The organism is Mesorhizobium sp. M1004, assembly GCF_040318795.1.
Taxonomy (GTDB): Bacteria; Pseudomonadota; Alphaproteobacteria; order Rhizobiales; family Rhizobiaceae; genus Mesorhizobium.
Genome location: NZ_JAMYNB010000012.1, coordinates 139928 through 157022 on the forward strand (window position 1 = coordinate 139928; position 17095 = coordinate 157022).

Here is a 17095-nt window from a genome sequence, read left to right on the forward strand (position 1 = left end):
TTTGGCCAATCTCGCCACCCTTTACAAGCCCGTTAAGACTGCTTGCCTGTCACGACGCGGTCAGCATGAATTGCCCCTCAACGCACTTTCATGTTTGCTGGGCCTATGTTTCGCCCTCGCCTGCTACCCGAAAAAAAGTTCCCGAGCTATGCGTATCTGCCCGGCAAATATCCGCATCCGGTGCGTGATGCCTTGGGCCACAGTTACCGATCAGATCCGGTGACCGTCGCCGTTGGCGAAGCGCTCGGCTCAGATGTGTTTCGATGGGGAATCGACCTTTTCAATCACGGCTACTACTGGGAAGCCCATGAAGCCTGGGAGCCTCTCTGGCAGGCTTCGAAACGAAGTGCTCAGCACCGCCTGTTCTTCAAGGGGCTGATCCTGTTGGCGGCGGCCGGCGTGAAGATCCGTGAGGGAAAGCGGGTCGCTGCGGCGCGCCATGCGACAAGAGCTGCAGGGCTTTTTCGTCAGGTGGGGAGTCCGGGCGGCCTGTTTGAGAAAGCGCTGGGAATGACACCTGCCGCGCTCGCTGAACATGCCCAAGCGATCGTAACTTACCCGGTTGTTCTGCGGGAGCCAAAGCCTGCCCGGCCTGAGCCCGTTTTCGATTTTGTTCTCGCACCAAAATCCAGGAGCGTCTGATCGGCAATTCAGTGGTCCAAGCTAACTTTGTCAGCAGGAAACGGAGCCTTTGAAAACCGCTCACCACCCGCATGCGTCACAAACAATAAGAGCGCAGTAATGTTCTATAGGCAACTCGCGGCCGCTTCGATGTCGATGGTCTTGAAGGTCGGGAGCTGACCGATCGCGCTCGTAGCCAATCGATTGATGGCAGAGATGCCGGCCAGGCTTCAATGACGGGGATGGCGAAAAGCTGAGTGCTCGGGCTTGCGGGCCGAGCTTGTCGGCCGCTCGATGGAAAGTGTCATTTGAGGTGGGGTCTCGCCCGCGTGCAGCTGAAAGACACGCTCGTCCAGTTCCTTGTCTACTTCCGTCAGACGATGATTGAGGCGAAGGTAGTCCGTCCAGGTCGGCGTGCGAAACGTTTCTGTCCAATGCATAGGCTTCTGCAAGTTCCGCTGGAGCGTCCAGTTCCGAGCACCGACGCGGCTGTGTACATGGCGCCGCTGCCGCATGAGGTCGAGGAAGGCCTCCAGATTTCTCTCGGCTATCAGATATTCGATCTTGACCACGATCGGGCCGCTCCTCGGCTTCAAATTGAGAGAGACAGCTGGGGCATCGAATTCCTCCAAGGGATCAGGCTCGGAGTCGCGGCGCTCTCGAAGCGGAAAGAGAACGCCGGCTGCAGCGACGATCAACAGGGCTCCAGCGGAACCCTCTAGCGCCCAGGTCAACGAATGGTTTTCGGCCACCGTGCCCCACACCCAGCTGCCGAGCGCGATGCCGCCGTCTATCAAAGCATAGTAGATCGAGATGGTGCGCCCCACGACCCAGCGCGGGCTCGCTAGCTGCACGCTCACACCAACCCCGGACCAGGCGGTCACCCAGCCCGCGCCGCCCAAGGCGAGTGCAATTGCCGCCACGGCAATCGAAGATGTCAGTGCCAGGGAGAGAGAACACGCCGCACAGGCCACGCAGGAGAGCCTCATCAGCCGCTCCTGCGACAAGCTCCGTCTGAACAGGCTGTTGGAGAGGCCGGCGAAGACGGCTCCGGTCCCGAAGCCGGCCATGAGCGCGCCATAGGCAAGCGGGCCTCCTCCCAGCTGGTCGCGGACAACCACCGGCAGCAGCGCCAGTATGGCGATGCTCGCCAGGCCAAAGAGGGTTCCGCGCGCGATCGCTGCCTTGATCTCCGATGACATCGCCGTGAACCGCAGCCCGTCATAAATTGCCGTCCTCATCGACTCGCGGGGAAGAGGGGAAGAACGAACCTTCCACTTGCAGCGCCAAATAGTAGCCAAGGGTACGAAATAGGTGAGCGTGGTTACGGCGAATGCCGCCATAAGGCCAAATGAGGCAACCACAATGCCGCCGAGCGCCGGACCCACAGTCCGGACGGTGTTGAAGCCAACAGAAAGCAGGGTGACGGCAGCGGGAACATCGCGTCGATCCACGATATCGCCAACCGACGCTTGCCAGGCCGGATCATTGAGAGCACCGCCGCTTGCGATCAAGAAGCTGAAGCCGAGGATCATCCACGGACTGACAAAGCCCAGCGCCACGGACGCGGTCAGCATCGCGGACGCAATCACCATAAGGCACCGACCGGCGAACATGACCCGGCGCCGGCTGAAATTGTCGGCGAGAGCCCCGGCAAAAACGGACAGGACGAAAGCGGGCAGGTTCGACGAAGCCTGCACCAGCGCAACCATCAGATCGGAAGTCGAGATCGTTGCCATCAGCCAGCTGATGGCAACAGTCTGCATCAACCAGCCGAGGCCTTGAAACCTGCGTCGCGAGCCAGATCGAACGAAAGGTGGGCTGCAGAAGTGGCCCAAAGGTCGTTGGTGCAGCCAAATCTTCGTTTGATCCAGCCACCCTACTCATTTTGCGAACCTTTGCTTTCCGTTATTGTCGCTTCCCATGTAATCTAGGCTGAACCGTGGCGGCTAGAAGAATAGATGGAACCCATTTGCCCGACAAATGTGGCCACAGTTCCTCCTGACCAGTGGTTAGGCGGCCGAGACGCAGACGTGGGCCGGCTCACTTGCCTTCGACCACATCTTGGTGAGCCGGGATTCACATGTCATTTGAGGCACCATGCTTGATCGACGCGCTGCCGAGCGATTTTTTCGCGAAAAGCGACCCTTTTCTTTTGTTGAAAACTCACTCATCAGCGGCGTTCGATGCTGAGTGTGGCTTTCGAAAAGTGAGGACGCTTGCAGATCTTTGACAGGATCGATTCCCTGATAGACGCAGACGATTGCCAGGCCGCGATCGAAGAGGCGCGCGCCTTGCTACTTCGATTTGAACAAAGGTCGGATGCGCTCACGCATGCGATCGACGACTTTCTGCTCGACCTGGTAACGCTGGCTTTCATTGTTGAATGTTACGGACGCGGCTTTGAACTTTTGGCGCGAACGCTGGCCCGTAGAAGACTGGCAAAGGTCAGGCTTTTGTCGGAAGGGGTCGATTCCGCCAGATAGAAATGACGCCCAAAGCTTGTTGCTAACCGGCTATCGCGCCGCGTTCCGCCACAGCGACGAAGACAATTGACGACGTTCGACCACCAAAAAATAGGCGGAAAACCGGGGCCCTTTATGAGGCAGACTGGGTGCGGATTGTTCCGCCAATCTGAAAACTGCGGGTCCATTTCGTGGCGTCCGGCCGACCGCTGGCCTTCATCGCGGCAGTCGCCGCCCGCCGCCTCAGATGCCGCCCATGCAGAGGTACTTCATTTCAAGATAGTCTTCGAGGCCGTGGCGGGAACCTTCCCGCCCGATGCCGGACTGTTTTATCCCACCAAAAGGCGCGGCTTCTGAGGACATGCGTCCCGTGTTGATCCCAACCATGCCGTATTCCAGCGCCTCGGCCACACGCCAGACACGCTTCAGGTTCGAAGCATAGAAGTAGGCGGCGAGGCCGTAGATCGTATCGTTGGCCTCACGCACGGCCTGATCGGCATCCTCGAAGCGGATGATCGGCGCCAAGGGTCCAAAGGTCTCTTCTTGCGCCACGATCATTTCCCTTGAGACGTTGCTGAGGATCGTCGGCTGGAAAAAGTTGCCATCGCTGCCGATGCGGCCGCCGCCACATCGGATCGCGCCGCCCTTGGCGAGGACATCTGCAATGTGAAGTTCGATCTTGGCCAGTGCATGCCCGTCGATCAGCGGACCGATGGCGACACCTGGATCGAAGCCGTCGCCGACCTGAAGCTCACGGACACGCTCCACGAATTTGGCGACGAATTCGTCATGGACGCCCGACTGGACGTAAAGCCGGTTGGCGGAAACGCAGGTCTGGCCGGCATTGCGAAACTTGGCCTGGATCGCGCCCTCGACGGCAGCATCGACGTCGGCATCATCAAAGACGATGAAAGGCGCATTGCCACCCAACTCTAGACCGACTTTCTTTATCTGGTCCGAGCACTGGCGCATAAGCAATCGGCCGACCTCGGTCGAACCGGTGAAACTGATCTTGCGGACCTTGGCGTTCGAGCAGAGTTCGCGGCCGACCGTATCGCCTTCGGAGGCGTAGATGAGGTTGACGACGCCTTCGGGAAAGCCGGCAAGATGGGCCAGAGCAAACATCGCACCCGCCACGAGGGGCGTCTGTTCAGCAGGTTTGAGCACGATGGTGCAGCCGGCGGCGAGAGCCGGCGAAATCTTGCGCGCAACCATTGAAGCCGGAAAGTTCCAGGGCGTAATCGTTCCAACGACGCCGATCGGCTGTTTGATAACCAGCATGCGACGGTCTGCGGAGGGCGCCGAGATCGTCTCGCCGTAAATGCGATTGGCCTCTTCGGCGTACCATTGCAGATACGCGGCCGCATGCGCCACCTCAGACTTCGCTTCGGCGAGCGGCTTGCCCATCTCCGCAGTGAGGATCGCTGCAAGATCGTCGGTATTGTCGACAATCAGTTGGTGCCAACGCCAGAGAATGTCGCTGCGTTCGCGAGCTGTCAGTGCCGCCCATTCACACTGCGCGACGTAAGCTTTGTCAATCGCCGCGCGCGTCTCCTCGACACCCATGTCGGGCAGTTCCGCCAGCACTTCGCCGGTCGAAGGGTTTAGTACCTCGAAGGTCCGCTCACTTACTAGCATGCCAAGAGCCGGCACCCGGTCAATGGCTCCGAACAGCTCGCGCGTTTTCAGGTGGCGAAGCATTGGCTCGTACAAGGGCAACGCGAATCCTCCTCGATGCAATTGGCGTGTCACACGACCTTTTTGGATTATCCGCTGGCCAAGGGTTTCGCATAGGGCCTCAGTGAGGGGCCACTAGACCCACTCGAATCCACTCAACCGAAACTGATGTCAGTTGTGCGAAACAGTCCGACCATTTTCTAAACAAGGAGATCGAATCCATGACGTTGCTCGCGCACTGGAGGGCAAATCGTGATCCTGCCGCGCTGTCAGATATTCCAACTGATTTTTGCAGTCCAACCGCCCGTGAACGCGCTGGAGCACTGCGCGTCTTTTTTGCGGAAATAGAAGTGCCGAGGTCAGATTTGAAGCTGCCGCAGCGCTCAGTTCAGCAGGGCTATCCCTGATCTATGGCCTTGCTTTGACGGTGGGAGCGCTCTTTGCGGACCAAGTCGTACGACTCGATATACGCCATCTCCAGAAGGTATCCTAGGAACTGCAGCCTGTGAGACCCCGCGATCTGATTCAGCTCGCTGAGCATTGCGCTGATGAAGGCAAGCGCCTTGGCCCGGTCGGATCTCAATCCCTTGTCGATCATCGTACGTCCCCACTTCCGCAGATTGCTCCTATATGGAGCGCGCTCTATTCAGTTCAGATGCTTCTGGACGCATGCTTCGACCGGCACATCCATGCCGATGTCGAGGATTGGCGCGCTATGCGTAAGCCAGCCAACAGAAATGAGGTCGACCCCCGTTGCCGCGATGGCTGGTGCCGTTGCCGGCGTTATGCGCCCCGAGGCCTCGGTGGTCGCGCGCCCGTCGACCATTGCGACCGCCTGGGTGAGTTGCTTGACGGACATATTGTCCAGCAGGACGGCGTCGACCCCGGCGGTCAGCGCGATCTCGAGCTGGTCGAGCGTGTCGACCTCGACCTCGATCTTGACCATATGCCCGACGGCAGCGCGCGCCCGGTCAATGGCCGTGCGGATGTCGCCGGCAATGGCAATGTGATTGTCCTTGATGAGCACCGCGTCATCGAGCCCGAAGCGGTGGTTGGCGCCGCCGCCGGCGCGCACGGCGTATTTTTCCAGCGCGCGCAGGCCGGGCGTTGTCTTTCGCGTGCAGACGATCCGTGCTTTCTGACCGCGCACCGCCTCGACGATCTCGGCCGTTGCCGTCGCAATGCCGCTGAGATGGCAGAGAAAATTGAGCGCTGTACGCTCGGCCGCAAGCATTCCACGCGCCGGTCCACTCACCCTTGCAATGGTCTCACCCGCCGCGATCCTGCTGCCGTCCAGACGTCCAAAACGAATGTCGATCGAGGGATCAACAAGCATGAACGCGTAGGCTACCAGATCAAGACCGGCAACAACGCCAGACTGCCTGGCTCTGAACGCAAAGGTGGCCTTGCAGTCAAAGGGTATGACCGCATCGCTGGTAAGGTCACCGGCTTTGCCCAGATCCTCAAGTAGAGCGCTACGCACGATCGGCTCGATCACGATCCCGGGAAGGGGTGGAGGTGACGTCATCAGGCACTCCGTTCCGCAGACCGGAGACTAAGTTCGGCCGCAACCGTCATTGCTGAGGCGAGGGTCAAGCGCGAAGACCGGGCCTGCGCGCTGCGTGCGGGGAAGTCCGACCTGTAGTGCGAGCCGCGGCTTTCCTCGCGTCGAAGCGCTGCAATGGCGATCATCAGCGCGATCAAGGCGGGATCGGAAGCGGCAGTGTTGCGAACCGCGATCGGCAGCAGCGTTTCCACGGTGTCGGATAGTGCTTGCCCGTCCCGGATAACACCGAGCCCATTGGAGACCGCGTGGCGAACGGAGGAGGGGTCGGGCCGCGGGGGTGCCGTTGCGACAAGCCTTGGCCACTGCCAGCCCGCAGGAGCGGCAGCTACGCTTTGCGCGACCCACAACGAGGTCGTCACGGCCTCGGTCAGCGAGTTGCTGGCAAGCCGGTTCGCCCCGTGCAGACCGGTGCAGGCAACCTCACCGCAAGCCCACAAGCCCGACACCGTGCTGCGGCCCGCGGCATCCACGGCCACGCCGCCCATGTGATAATGTGCCGCCGGGCGCACCGGGATGGGCTCGACTGCCGGATCGATTCCGGCGTCCCGGCAATGCCGGGTCACAGCTGGGAAGCGCTTGGCGAATCTGGGGCCGAGGGACTGCCGGGCGTCAAGGTAAACACGGTGTCCGGCGCCAAGCTGCTGCCATACGGCCCGTGCGACGACGTCGCGCGATGCCAGCTCGCCGCCAGGCGTATCGCATAGAAAGCGGTGTCCGCACTCGTCGATCAGCACTGCGCCTTCGCCGCGGACCGCTTCGCTCACCAACGGCATGGGCCGATGCGAAACGTCGAGTGCTGTCGGGTGGAACTGGATGAATTCCAGATCGGCGAGTTCTGCACCGGCGCATGCGGCGAGCGCCAGGCCGTGCCCGAATGAGCCGGCCGGATTGGTCGTGTCTCTGAACAGGGCGCCGATACCGCCGCTCGCAAGAACCACGCGGCGCGTCGGAAATATAATCGCCTGTCCACCTTTTGCCGCCACAACGCCGCTGACCGCACCATTTTCCACAATGATCCGGCGGGCTTCCATGCCTTCCAGAATTGTGATCGAAGGCGTTCGCCTCACAGCGATGATGAGCGCGCGTACAAGCTCGCGGCCCGTAGAGTCACCCCCGGCATGGACGATCCGGCGACGGGAATGCGCTGCCTCGAGCCCGAGCCGCAGTGTCCCGTCCCACGAGCAGTCGAAGGCGACGCCCAAGTCCATCAAATTCTCGATGGCTCGGTCCGCCGCATTCAAAACGCGTCTGACCACACTATCGTCGCAGAGGCCATCACCTGCAGCAAGCGTGTCTGCAAGATGGAGGTCTGGACTGTCGTCAGCGCCGAGGCTTGCCGCCAGCCCGCCTTGCGCGAGTGTGCTGGAGGTTTCGGTCCCGAGCCGCGTCGGGGACAGAAGGTAAACGGGATGCGGCGCCAGATGAAGCGCGGTCATCAGCCCGGCAACGCCAGCGCCGATGATCACGGGCGCTCCCCTGATGTCGCCGACCTCTGGCGTCATACGGCAAGCATCCGCTCGACCGCACGCCGAGCACCATCAACCACTCGAGCATCGATGGTCACGATGTGGCGGGTTTCTTGCAGCGCCGTGCGAATGTTGGCGAGCGTGATACGCTTCATATGCGGACAGAGATTGCAGGGGCGCACGAACTCGACGTCGGGGTGCTCGATGGCGACGTTGTCGCTCATTGAGCATTCGGTCATCAACACGACGCGCGCAGGCTTGTGCCGTCCGACGAAATCCGACATCGCCGCCGTCGAGCCGGCGAAATCGGCAACCGCGACAACTTCCGGCGGGCATTCGGGATGGTTAAGCACGGTAACGCCAGGGTAGGCATCCCGCAGCTCGCGAATGTCGGCTGGCGTGAAGCGCTCATGCACTTCGCAATGGCCCGTCCAGGCGATGATCTCGACCGAAGTCTGTGCCGCGATATTTCTGGCCAGGTATTCGTCGGGCAGCATGATCACCCGCTGCACGCCAAGCGACTCCACCACAGCCAAAGCGTTGCCGGAGGTGCAGCAGATGTCCGACTCGGCCTTCACGGCAGCGGACGTGTTGACGTAGGTCACGACCGGCACACCAGGGTAGCGTTGCCGCATCAGCCGCACGTCGTCCGCCGTGATCGAGTCCGCCAGCGAGCAGCCTGCGCCGAGATCTGGAATGAGCACCGTCTTGCCCGGATTGAGGAGCTTCGCCGTCTCAGCCATGAAATGCACGCCGGCGAGCACGATGATGTCGGCATCGACGGTCATTGCCTTGCGGGCCAGCGCCAGGCTGTCGCCGACGATATCGGCCACGCAGTGGAAAATCTCGGGTGTTTGATAGTTGTGGGCCAGGATGACAGCGTTGCGCTCGCGCTTTAGCGCCAGAATGGCCTCGACGTCATCGCTGAAAGCTGTCCATTCCACTGGGGGGATGATGCGCTGGACGCGCTGATACAGGGACGCGGCCGAAGGTATCGTCCCGCTCACCGGCGCCTCCCGTTTATAATCTATTTGACTATAAGGGGTATATATCTAGGTGGACTATAAGCGTGTCAACCCCGGGCCAGAGGCAATTTTGTCCCCGCAACGGCAGTTTCATCCAGCACGACATGGCGGAACTGATAGAGCTTGGCCGGCCGGCCACCCGTATCCAGGGACGTCTCGCCAGTCTCCTCGACCAGTTCTTGCTGCTCGATGAGCCGGCGAAAGTTGGGCTTGTTGATCAGCCGGCCTGCCAGGGCTTCCACGGTCCGTTGCAGCTGCAGCAGCGTAAACACAGGAGGCATCAGCTCGAAGACAACTGGCCGGTATTTGATCTTCGAGCGCAAGCGCGCAAGGCCCGTCGCCAGGATGCGGCGATGGTCGCCAACCATCGTTGTCCCGGCTGTTGAGTCTGATGCGATCGACCGTTCGTCGCGGGTGGCCTCTGCCACCAGACCCGCCTCGTAAAGCAGCTCATAGCGCTGGAGCGCCAACTCTTCATTCCAGGGTCGGTCCTCGAACGCGAAAGCAATGGCAGCCCGCCGCCGTCGTTCACGGACAATCGCAGCCTCCTCAACTGCAGCCGCCCAGGCAAGCAGACGCGGCTTCAGAACATCCGCAATCAGTTTCGGTGTTCCGAGGCGGTGGTCCTCCCACGGAAAATAGTCGTACCAGCTCCGCCAGGCGCAGGTGGATGCGCCGGTGGCATGTTCCTTCCGGGTCAAAGCGAGATAGCTGATGGAAATGACGCGCTGCTGACGCCCGTCGGCGCGGTCGCCATCAGCGAACGTATAGAGCTGCTCAATATAGCCGAGGGGATGACCAGTCTGCTGCTCGACCCACGCCCTTAGGCCTGACTGCAGCGATCGATGCTCCAGCGCGAACGGCCCCGAGGGTAGGCAATCCGCCTCCCCGATGGTGAGGACCGCTGGTTCACCGTCATTGACGGACACGACAACAGCAATCAGCTCCGCTTCGACTTGCTTGGCCTTTGCGGCGGCCCTACCGTTGCGTGTTGCTTTTGGGCGATCGTCCATGGTTGCCTGGGTTGGGCAGAGTTCCGTGAGAAGCTTCTCAATCGATTTAACCAGCGTGTAGCAGCCCCTTTAGCCTGTCAACACCACACTCTCCGTAAAGGCCTAGACCTTCGGTCTACACGAAGAGTGTCGCAAACGCGAAGCCGCACGGCAGTGACGCAAGGGAAGTGGACTGGGCGCGAGATTAAGAGCCCGCTTTCGCACTCGTGCTCATTCGAAGCGGCGTCGCAGCTTGCGCAATAAATAGTCAGCAAATTATTGTGCACTGCAATTTCTTCTTCGCATCTGCACAAATTTGTGGCAGATGGCTCGGGTTGACGTTAGGTGAGGGAAGTCGGTGAGCGCAACGCGAGCAATCAGGGCCTTGACCCCACCGGACATTGCGACACGCAAGGGTGGGACGCCGCTGGTCTGTCTTACTGCCTATACAACGCCCATTGCACAACTGGTCGATGCTCACTGCGATGTCGTGCTTGTCGGTGACAGCGTCGGCATGGTGCTTCACGGCCTGCCTTCGACGCTCGGCGTCACGCTCGAAATGATGATCCTGCACGGCCAGGCTGTGCGGCGGGGCCTCGAACGGGCGCTGATGGTCGTCGACATGCCGTTCGGCTCCTATGAGGAAAGTCCTGAACAGGCTTTTCGCAATGCTGCCCGCCTGATCGCTCAGACAGGCTGCGCGGCGGTCAAGCTCGAAGGCGGCGAAAGCATGGCCGCGACGATACGCTTCCTTGCTGCGCGTGGCGTGCCGGTGATGGCTCATGTCGGGCTGACGCCGCAGGCGGTGAATGCACTCGGCGGCTACCGCGTCCAGGGGCGGGGCGACGATGCCGATCGCATCCAGCGTGATGCGGTCGCGGTGGCCGAAGCAGGCGCCTTCGCGGTCGTGCTGGAGAAGACACCTGAAGCCCTGGCGCGGCGGATCACGCAGGAGATCGCGATCCCGACCATCGGCATTGGCGCCTCGACGGCCTGCGACGGCCAGATCCTCGTCGTTGACGATATGCTGGGCCTGTTCGGCGCCTTTCGTCCAAAATTCGTCAAGCGATACGCCGAACTGGGCGAGGCGGCTTCCGCGGCAATCTCGGCCTACTCGCATGACGTTCGTGAGCGCCGCTTTCCAGCGGCAGAACACGTGTTCGGCGACGAGCCAAAGACCTGAAAAAGAGGAGATCCAACGTGGCCATCCCCATTCTTCGGACAGTTGCTGAACTGCGCAGCATAGTCGCCGTGTGGCGCCGGGATGGTTTGAAGGTGGCGGTCGTACCGACCATGGGCGCTCTCCACGAGGGTCACCTCAGCCTTGTGCGTGCCGCCCTCGCAAAAGCCGATAGGGTGATCGTCACGCTCTTTGTCAACCCCAAGCAGTTCAACAGCCCGGCGGATCTGATCGCCTATCCGCGCACCGAGTATGACGATGCCGTCAAACTGGCGCCGCTCGGCGCCCACATCCTCTACGCCCCGGACGCCGCGGATGTGTATCCGCAAGGCTTTGCCACGACGGTCTCGGTGAGCGCGGTGAGCGAGGGGCTTTGCGGCGCGTTCCGGCCTGGCCATTTCGACGGGGTGGCGACCGTCGTCACCAAGCTTTTTCTCCAGACCGGTGCCGATATCGCCTTCTTTGGCGAAAAGGATTTCCAGCAATTGCATGTGGTGCGGCGGCTTGTTCGCGATCTCGACATCCCGATCGACATCATCGCGAGCCCGACGGTCCGCGAAGACGATGGCCTGGCGATGTCCTCGCGCAACGCGCGGCTGTCCGCCGTTGAACGGCGCGCGGCACCCCGCCTTGCCGAAATCTTGTTCGAAACTGCCCGGCGGCTGAACTGCGAAGATTGCATCGATCGTGTGCTCGATGAGGCACGGCAGGCCATCCTTGCTGCAGGCTTTTCGCAGGTCGAGTATCTTGAGCTGCGGTCAGGCGAGGACCTGGCTGTCATCGCCATCCCCAACCGACCGGCGCGACTGCTCGTCGCCGCCTGGCTTGGCCAGACGCGGCTGATCGACAATGTCGAGGTGTGGTCGCCAGGCTCGGTACGAGGTCTCGTGCAGGCCGCCGCCGCAGCGTGATGTTCTTCGCTCCTCTCCCAGCAAGCAAGGAGCGCCTCCAGGGTTCTCGCCACGCCGGGCGCTGTCGCATCGGGACATGCCATGCAGCCCGCCGGCAAAAATCCACGCAGCCAGTGGGCGCCTGACCTGCTGCCCCCTAGACGCCGATCACGAGTGCGCCGCCGGTAAGCCCGGCGCCGGCCGCGGCGAGCAGAAGCCTTTCCCCAAGCTCAAACGGGACGACCTGATGGGAGAGGGACAGCGACAGCGCAATTGTCGCGGCAGAGGAATTGCCGAACTCTGCAATGCTTCTCACCACCTTCTCAGGGCCAATATCGAGCTTGTCGGCGACCGCATCGAGAATGCGGGCGTTGGCTTGGTGTGGAACAAACCGATCCACGGCCTGAGCTGAAACGTTGGCTACTTCCAGCGCCTCGGCCGAACAGCCGCCATCATTTCGACCGCCTTGGCGAACACGGCGCGCCCGTCGGCGATCGTCATGCGGGTTTCGGCTATGTCGAAGTCTCCGGCAAACGGCCGGCTGCTGCCCCCCGCCGGGATCTGGATCAGGCCATAACCCGATCCGTCGGAATCCAGCGATGCGCCGAGCACACCGTGATTTGGGTCGGACGACGGGACCAGCAAGAGCGCGCCTGCGGCATCGGCGAACAGCACCGCGCTGGCGCGTTCGGCCGGGTTGATGCGGCGGCTCAGAATGTTGGCGGCGATGACCAGCGCCGGCTTGCCGTGGGTGCGCACGAACGCGTCGGCGAAGGTAAGCGCATAAACAAAACCGGCGCAGGCGCCGGCAAGATCGACGGCGCCGGCATGAGCGAGGCCGAGACGGTGCGCGATTAGCGGCGCACTTGGCGGCAGCAGATGATCGGGCGTCGATGTTGCCAATAGCAGAAGGCCGATCGCGGTGCGGTCGATGCCAGCAATGTCCAGCGCCATATCTCCCGCTTTCCCGGCCAGGCTCGACAACGTGTCGGAAGGCTCCGCCCAGCGGCGTGACCGGATGCCAGTCCGCCTCTCGATCCAGCCGGCTTCCAGGCCAAGCGAGGCCTCGATCTCGGCATTCGGCACGGTCCGCGCCGGCGCGTGGTGGCCGAGACCGATGATCTTCGCGCCTCTGATCATCCGGCTTGCCCAACAAGGTCGGCGGCCTCGTCGATCGCATCATGCAGGCGACCAAGCTCGCTGGCGCTTACGCAATAGGGAGGCAGAAGATAAATCACATTGCCGAGCGGGCGTACCAGGAGATCGCGCTCGAGGAAAAAAGCGCGCAGCTTCGGGCCGATTTCAGCCAGGTAGCCGGAGTTGGCGACCGCCAGTTCGAAGGCGGCAATCGTGCCGGTCACCCGGACATCGGCGAAGCGGGCATCTCCGGCAAGGCGGCGAGCCCCTTCGGCTTGCAGTCGCGTCAGTGTTGTGACGCGCTCGATGACCGGCTCATCGCGCCAGATAGCGATGTTGGCAAGTGCGGCCGCGCAGGCGATCGGATTGGCTGTATAGGAGCTCGAATGAAAGAAGGTGCGACTGCGGTCCGGCGAATAATACGCCCGAAATATGGCGTCGGTGGCGAGCGTGGCGGCAAGCGGGATCGCGCCGCCGGTCAGCCCTTTCGACGTGCACAATATGTCGGGCGCAATACCTGCCTGCTCGCACGCAAACACCGTGCCGGTCCGGCCCCAGCCGGTCATCACCTCATCGGCGATGAACAGCGTCCCGGAGGCCTCGGCGATACGTTTCAATTCGGCCAGGATTTTTGGCGAATACATCCGCATGCCGCCTGCGCCCAGGACCAGCGGTTCCACGATCAGCGCCGCCGCCTTGCGATCACGGCTGAACGCCTCGAAGGCGTCGAGCGTTTCCTGCTCGCGACCCGCGGCAGGGAAAGGGATGGTGTCGACGTCGAAGAGCAGGGGTTCGTAGGCGGCGTTGAAGACGCCGCGGGCCCCGACGCTCATCGTGCCGATCGTGTCGCCGTGATAACTCGATTCCATCACAACGATACGCGAGCGCGGCGCGCCGATGTTGCGGAAATAGCCAAGCGCCATTTTGAGCGCCACTTCGACACTGGTCGAGCCGCTGTCGGAATAGAAGACCCAGTCCAGACCCTTCGGCGCCAGGCCGATGAGCGCGCTCGCCAGTTCCTCTGCCGGCGCGTGAGTGAGACCGGCGAATATGATCTGGTCGAGCGTTTCGGCAGTTGAGCGGATTGCCTCGACGATCGCCGGATGGCGATGGCCGTGGGTCACCACCCACCATGAGGATATCGCGTCGAGAATGCGCCTTCCGTCATCCCTCTGCAGGTAGGCGCCTTCCGTCCGAACAACCTTCGGCGGGGCCGGTTCGACGGCGTGCTGGGTAAAGGGATGCCAGACGGCTGAGCGGCTCATGCGCTGGCCTGCTGAAAAGACACCATGTCGAAATGCGCTGCCATGGCCGAAAGAAGGGTGTCGGGCGCCAGCGGATCGAGGAAAGGCAAGCGGCCAAGGACACGCACCTTGCCGATCGCAGCGATCGTGCATTCGGTGTCCGGCATGGGGTCACCAATGAACGCTATGCCCAAAAGCGGAATGTCGCGGTGGCGCAGCGCCTCGATCGACAGAAGCGTGTGGTTGATCGTGCCCAGAGCCGTGCGCGCACAAAGCACGACCGGCGCGCGCCAGCGGGCGAACACATCGATGAACAGGATTTTGCGGTTGAGCGGCACCATGAGACCGCCGGCTGCCTCGACGATCAGCGGGCGCGCCGTTATGGGCAGAACGAGGCGATCCGGATCGATCAAAACGCCATCGAGTTCGGCGGCACGATGCGGCGAGAGCGGTCGGACCAGCCGCCAGGCTTCCGGGACGATCCGCTCTGGGGGAAGCTCCGCGAGTCTTACTACTGTCTGGGTATCGGTTTCGCCATCGAGCCCCGACTGCACCGGTTTCCAGTAGGCGCCATTGAGCAGCCTGGCCAGACCGGCCGCGAGAACCGTCTTGCCGATGCCGGTGTCCGTGCCGGTGATGACGAAGGTTTGGCTCATGCCGCCATTCGCTCCCATTCCTCTGCCAGTGCCTTGACCATCGCAGCGACGTCGGCCTGCTCGACATTGAGCGTCAGTGAAATCCTGAGCCGAGCCGTGCCCTCGGGCACCGTTGGCGGGCGGATGCCGCGCACATCGAAACCGCGCGCCTGCAGCGCGCTTGCGAGCGCCATGGCGCGGGCGTTGTCGCCGACGATGACCGGCAGGATCTGCGAGCCGCTCGGCGCCACCCCGCAGCAGGCTTTGAGTTCCCGGCCGGCGAAGGCGACGAGTGCTGCAAGCCGCTCGCGGCGCTCGGGTTCGTCATGCAGGACGGCGAGCGCCTCGGTAGCGGCCACCGCTATCAGCGGCGAAGGGGCGGTGGCATAGATGAAAGGCCGGGAACGATTGATGAGGTAGTCGCACAAGACGGTGGATCCGGTGACCAGCGCACCGGAGGCGCCAAGCGCCTTGCCGCAAGTGTGCAACACGACGACATTGTCGCGGCCTTCGAGGTCGTGCGCTAGGCCGCGTCCATCGGGTCCATACACGCCGGTGGCATGCGCCTCGTCGATCAGCAGGAAAGCGTCGTGTCGGTCGCCAAGTGCTGCCAGATCGGCCAGGGGCGCGCGGTCGCCATCCATGGAATAGAGGCTCTCGACCACGATCCAGGGGCGACCCGTGCCGCCCGAACGCCGCCAGGTCAAAATGGCGTCTTCGAAGCCGCCGATGTCATTATGTGGGACCTCCGCCACTGCCGCCCGGCCAGCCCGCGCGCCCTCATGGGCGCTGGCATGGATGAGTGCGTCAAGCACGACGAGATCGCCCTTTTGCGGAAGTGTGGTCAGGACGGCGAAATTGGCGACATAGCCCCCGCTGAAGAAAAGCGCACGTTCGGCGCCGAAGAAACGTGCCGCTTCGGCTTCGAGGGTCTCGTGCTCCGGCGTATTGCCGCGCAACAGGCGAGACCCCGTGGCGCCGACCGGCGTGCCGGCTGCGAGTGCTGCTGCGACGGCTTTGGCCAGGCGCGGCGAGGCTGCGAGTCCCAGATAGTCATTGGAGGCGAAATCGAGACCGGCACGCGGCGACAACGTGCGCAAACGGTTCTTGCGCGCGAGCCCGCTCAGCGTCGTCTCATAGCGGTCGAGCAAGCCCCCTGCGCTCACAAGCCGGAAAGCTCCATTGGTTCAATACCGAGCTTGCGAAAGAGCGCAGTGTCCTTATCCTCACTCGGGTTGTCCGCCGTCAGCAGCGTATCGCCGACAAAGACGGAATTGGCGCCGGCAAAGAAGCACAGTGCCTGCATTTCCTCGCTCATTGCCGTGCGGCCGGCCGACAGGCGAACATGGGATTGCGGCATCAGGATACGGGCAAGCGCAATGGTGCGCACGAATTCGATCGGCTCTATTGGCCGCTCATGACCAAGCGGTGTGCCTTCAATCGGGATCAGCATGTTGATCGGGACGCTGTCGGGCGGCTCGGGGAGATTGGCGAGCGTCACCAGCATGTCCACGCGGTCGACCGGTTCCTCGCCCATGCCGACAATGCCGCCGCAGCAGACTTTGATGCCGCTATCGCGAACATTGTCCAATGTTTCGAGCCGGTCGGCGAACGAGCGCGTCGTGATGACTTCGCCGTAATAGCGCTCGGACGTATCGATGTTGTGATTGTAGTAGTCGAGCCCCGCTGTCTTGAGCTGCTGCGCCTGCTCAACATCGAGCATCCCTAATGTCATGCAGGTTTCCATGCCAAGCGCCTTGACGCCTTCGACCATGGCGACCACGACCTCCATATCGCGCGCCTTGGGGCTGCGCCACGCCGCGCCCATGCAATAGCGCGTCGCACCCGCATCGCGCGCCTTGCGGGCTTCCTCGATGACGCGTTCGACCGCCATCAGCTTGGAGGCCTTCAGTCCGGAATTGTGGTGCGCGGACTGGCTGCAATAACCACAATCCTCGGGGCAGCCGCCGGTCTTGATGCTCAGCAGCCGGCTGAGCTGAACGCGGTTGGGATCAAAGTTCGCACGATGGACGCAATGTGCGCGAAACAGCAGTTCGTTGAAGGGAGACTCGTAGAGGGCCCGGGCTTCGGCTTGGCTCCACAGGCGGCGGCTTCTGGCAGCTCCCCTATCTGCGGTCGAACCTTCCGTGGGCGAAACAAGCGTCATGATTTCCCCTATCCGTGAGCAGGCCCGCG

At 62.3% G+C, this 17095-nt stretch carries 15 protein-coding genes and 2 pseudogenes; 5 read left to right on the plus strand and 12 right to left on the minus strand.

Annotated features, from left to right (window positions below; genetic code table 11):
* The first annotated feature begins 105 nt into the window (after positions 1–105).
* The gene (locus NKH54_RS24250) at positions 106–642 is read left to right on the plus strand and encodes a DUF309 domain-containing protein (protein ID WP_353029141.1); all 537 of its coding nucleotides are present in this window, start codon (positions 106–108) and stop codon (positions 640–642) included.
* A gap of 209 nt (positions 643–851) precedes the next feature.
* Here NKH54_RS24250 and NKH54_RS24255 read toward each other — a convergent pair.
* Positions 852–2508: pseudogene (locus tag NKH54_RS24255) on the minus strand (MFS transporter).
* Between the two features lie 332 nt (positions 2509–2840).
* Between NKH54_RS24255 and NKH54_RS24260 the strand changes: the two are divergent.
* Positions 2841–3107 carry a hypothetical protein gene (locus NKH54_RS24260; protein WP_353029142.1) on the plus strand — a complete coding sequence of 89 codons (267 nt, stop codon included), beginning with the start codon at positions 2841–2843 and terminating at the stop codon, positions 3105–3107.
* A 222-nt stretch (positions 3108–3329) separates the two neighbouring features.
* Here the strand turns inward: NKH54_RS24260 and NKH54_RS24265 are convergent, their stop codons facing one another.
* Positions 3330–4787, minus strand: coding sequence for an NAD-dependent succinate-semialdehyde dehydrogenase (locus tag NKH54_RS24265; protein ID WP_502907571.1), 1458 nt, complete (start codon positions 4785–4787; stop codon positions 3330–3332).
* A gap of 197 nt (positions 4788–4984) precedes the next feature.
* Between NKH54_RS24265 and NKH54_RS24270 the strand changes: the two genes are divergently transcribed.
* Positions 4985–5170 (plus strand): hypothetical protein, encoded by a 186-nt coding sequence (locus NKH54_RS24270; RefSeq protein WP_353029143.1) that lies wholly within the window; start codon positions 4985–4987, stop codon positions 5168–5170.
* Here the strand turns inward: NKH54_RS24270 and NKH54_RS24275 are convergent.
* The 5 genes from NKH54_RS24275 to NKH54_RS24295 form a co-directional block, all read right to left on the minus strand.
* Positions 5161–5361 (minus strand): hypothetical protein, encoded by a 201-nt coding sequence (locus NKH54_RS24275; protein ID WP_353029144.1) that lies wholly within the window; start codon positions 5359–5361, stop codon positions 5161–5163. The genes NKH54_RS24270 and NKH54_RS24275 overlap by 10 nt on opposite strands.
* 48 nt (positions 5362–5409) lie before the next feature.
* Positions 5410–6291, minus strand: a complete 882-nt coding sequence (gene nadC, locus NKH54_RS24280) for a carboxylating nicotinate-nucleotide diphosphorylase (protein ID WP_353029145.1) — start codon at positions 6289–6291, stop codon at positions 5410–5412.
* Positions 6291–7832 carry an L-aspartate oxidase gene (locus tag NKH54_RS24285; RefSeq protein ID WP_353029146.1) on the minus strand — a complete coding sequence of 514 codons (1542 nt, stop codon included), beginning with the start codon at positions 7830–7832 and terminating at the stop codon, positions 6291–6293. Before NKH54_RS24285 ends, nadC begins: the two co-directional genes overlap by 1 nt.
* Positions 7829–8803, minus strand: a complete 975-nt coding sequence (gene nadA / locus NKH54_RS24290; RefSeq protein WP_353029147.1) for a quinolinate synthase NadA — start codon at positions 8801–8803, stop codon at positions 7829–7831. Before nadA ends, NKH54_RS24285 begins: the two co-directional genes overlap by 4 nt.
* 65 nt (positions 8804–8868) lie before the next feature.
* Positions 8869–9834, minus strand: coding sequence for an NUDIX hydrolase (locus tag NKH54_RS24295; protein ID WP_353029149.1), 966 nt, complete (start codon positions 9832–9834; stop codon positions 8869–8871).
* A 355-nt stretch (positions 9835–10189) separates the two neighbouring features.
* Between NKH54_RS24295 and panB the strand changes: the two genes are divergently transcribed.
* Both panB and panC read left to right on the plus strand, forming a co-directional pair.
* Positions 10190–10996: a 3-methyl-2-oxobutanoate hydroxymethyltransferase gene (gene panB / locus NKH54_RS24300; protein ID WP_502907572.1), complete on the plus strand. Its 807-nt coding sequence runs from the start codon at positions 10190–10192 to the stop codon at positions 10994–10996.
* Between the two features lie 17 nt (positions 10997–11013).
* Positions 11014–11904 (plus strand): pantoate--beta-alanine ligase, encoded by an 891-nt coding sequence (gene panC / locus NKH54_RS24305; RefSeq protein WP_353029151.1) that lies wholly within the window; start codon positions 11014–11016, stop codon positions 11902–11904.
* A gap of 136 nt (positions 11905–12040) precedes the next feature.
* Here the strand turns inward: panC and bioZ are convergent.
* The 5 genes and pseudogenes from bioZ to bioB form a co-directional block, all read right to left on the minus strand.
* A pseudogene (bioZ, locus tag NKH54_RS24310) lies at positions 12041–13023 on the minus strand (3-oxopimeloyl-[acyl-carrier-protein] synthase BioZ).
* Complete coding sequence (locus NKH54_RS24315; protein ID WP_353029152.1) at positions 13020–14285, minus strand: adenosylmethionine--8-amino-7-oxononanoate transaminase; 1266 nt, start codon at positions 14283–14285, stop codon at positions 13020–13022. Before NKH54_RS24315 ends, bioZ begins: the two are co-directional and overlap by 4 nt.
* Positions 14282–14920 carry a dethiobiotin synthase gene (bioD, locus tag NKH54_RS24320; RefSeq protein WP_353029153.1) on the minus strand — a complete coding sequence of 213 codons (639 nt, stop codon included), beginning with the start codon at positions 14918–14920 and terminating at the stop codon, positions 14282–14284. The genes NKH54_RS24315 and bioD overlap by 4 nt, the downstream gene beginning before the upstream one ends.
* Entirely contained in the window at positions 14917–16065 is a 1149-nt protein-coding gene (locus NKH54_RS24325; protein ID WP_353029154.1) for an 8-amino-7-oxononanoate synthase, read from the minus strand. Before NKH54_RS24325 ends, bioD begins: the two co-directional genes overlap by 4 nt.
* Positions 16062–17066: a biotin synthase BioB gene (gene bioB / locus NKH54_RS24330; protein WP_353029155.1), complete on the minus strand. Its 1005-nt coding sequence runs from the start codon at positions 17064–17066 to the stop codon at positions 16062–16064. The genes NKH54_RS24325 and bioB overlap by 4 nt, the downstream gene beginning before the upstream one ends.
* Between the last annotated feature and the right edge of the window lie 29 nt (positions 17067–17095).

What these genes read in the sequence shown, in the direction of transcription:
- NKH54_RS24250 (WP_353029141.1), top strand. Translation starts at nt 106, where the DNA reads ATGTTTCGCCCTCGCCTGCTACCCGAAAAAAAGTTCCCGAGCTATGCG.
- NKH54_RS24265 (WP_502907571.1), bottom strand. Translation starts at nt 4,787, where the DNA reads ATGCTTCGCCACCTGAAAACGCGCGAGCTGTTCGGAGCCATTGACCGG.
- NKH54_RS24270 (WP_353029143.1), top strand. Translation starts at nt 4,985, where the DNA reads ATGACGTTGCTCGCGCACTGGAGGGCAAATCGTGATCCTGCCGCGCTG.
- NKH54_RS24275 (WP_353029144.1), bottom strand. Translation starts at nt 5,361, where the DNA reads ATGATCGACAAGGGATTGAGATCCGACCGGGCCAAGGCGCTTGCCTTC.
- nadC (WP_353029145.1), bottom strand. Translation starts at nt 6,291, where the DNA reads ATGACGTCACCTCCACCCCTTCCCGGGATCGTGATCGAGCCGATCGTG.
- NKH54_RS24285 (WP_353029146.1), bottom strand. Translation starts at nt 7,832, where the DNA reads ATGACGCCAGAGGTCGGCGACATCAGGGGAGCGCCCGTGATCATCGGC.
- NKH54_RS24295 (WP_353029149.1), bottom strand. Translation starts at nt 9,834, where the DNA reads ATGGACGATCGCCCAAAAGCAACACGCAACGGTAGGGCCGCCGCAAAG.
- NKH54_RS24315 (WP_353029152.1), bottom strand. Translation starts at nt 14,285, where the DNA reads ATGAGCCGCTCAGCCGTCTGGCATCCCTTTACCCAGCACGCCGTCGAA.
- bioD (WP_353029153.1), bottom strand. Translation starts at nt 14,920, where the DNA reads ATGAGCCAAACCTTCGTCATCACCGGCACGGACACCGGCATCGGCAAG.
- bioB (WP_353029155.1), bottom strand. Translation starts at nt 17,066, where the DNA reads ATGACGCTTGTTTCGCCCACGGAAGGTTCGACCGCAGATAGGGGAGCT.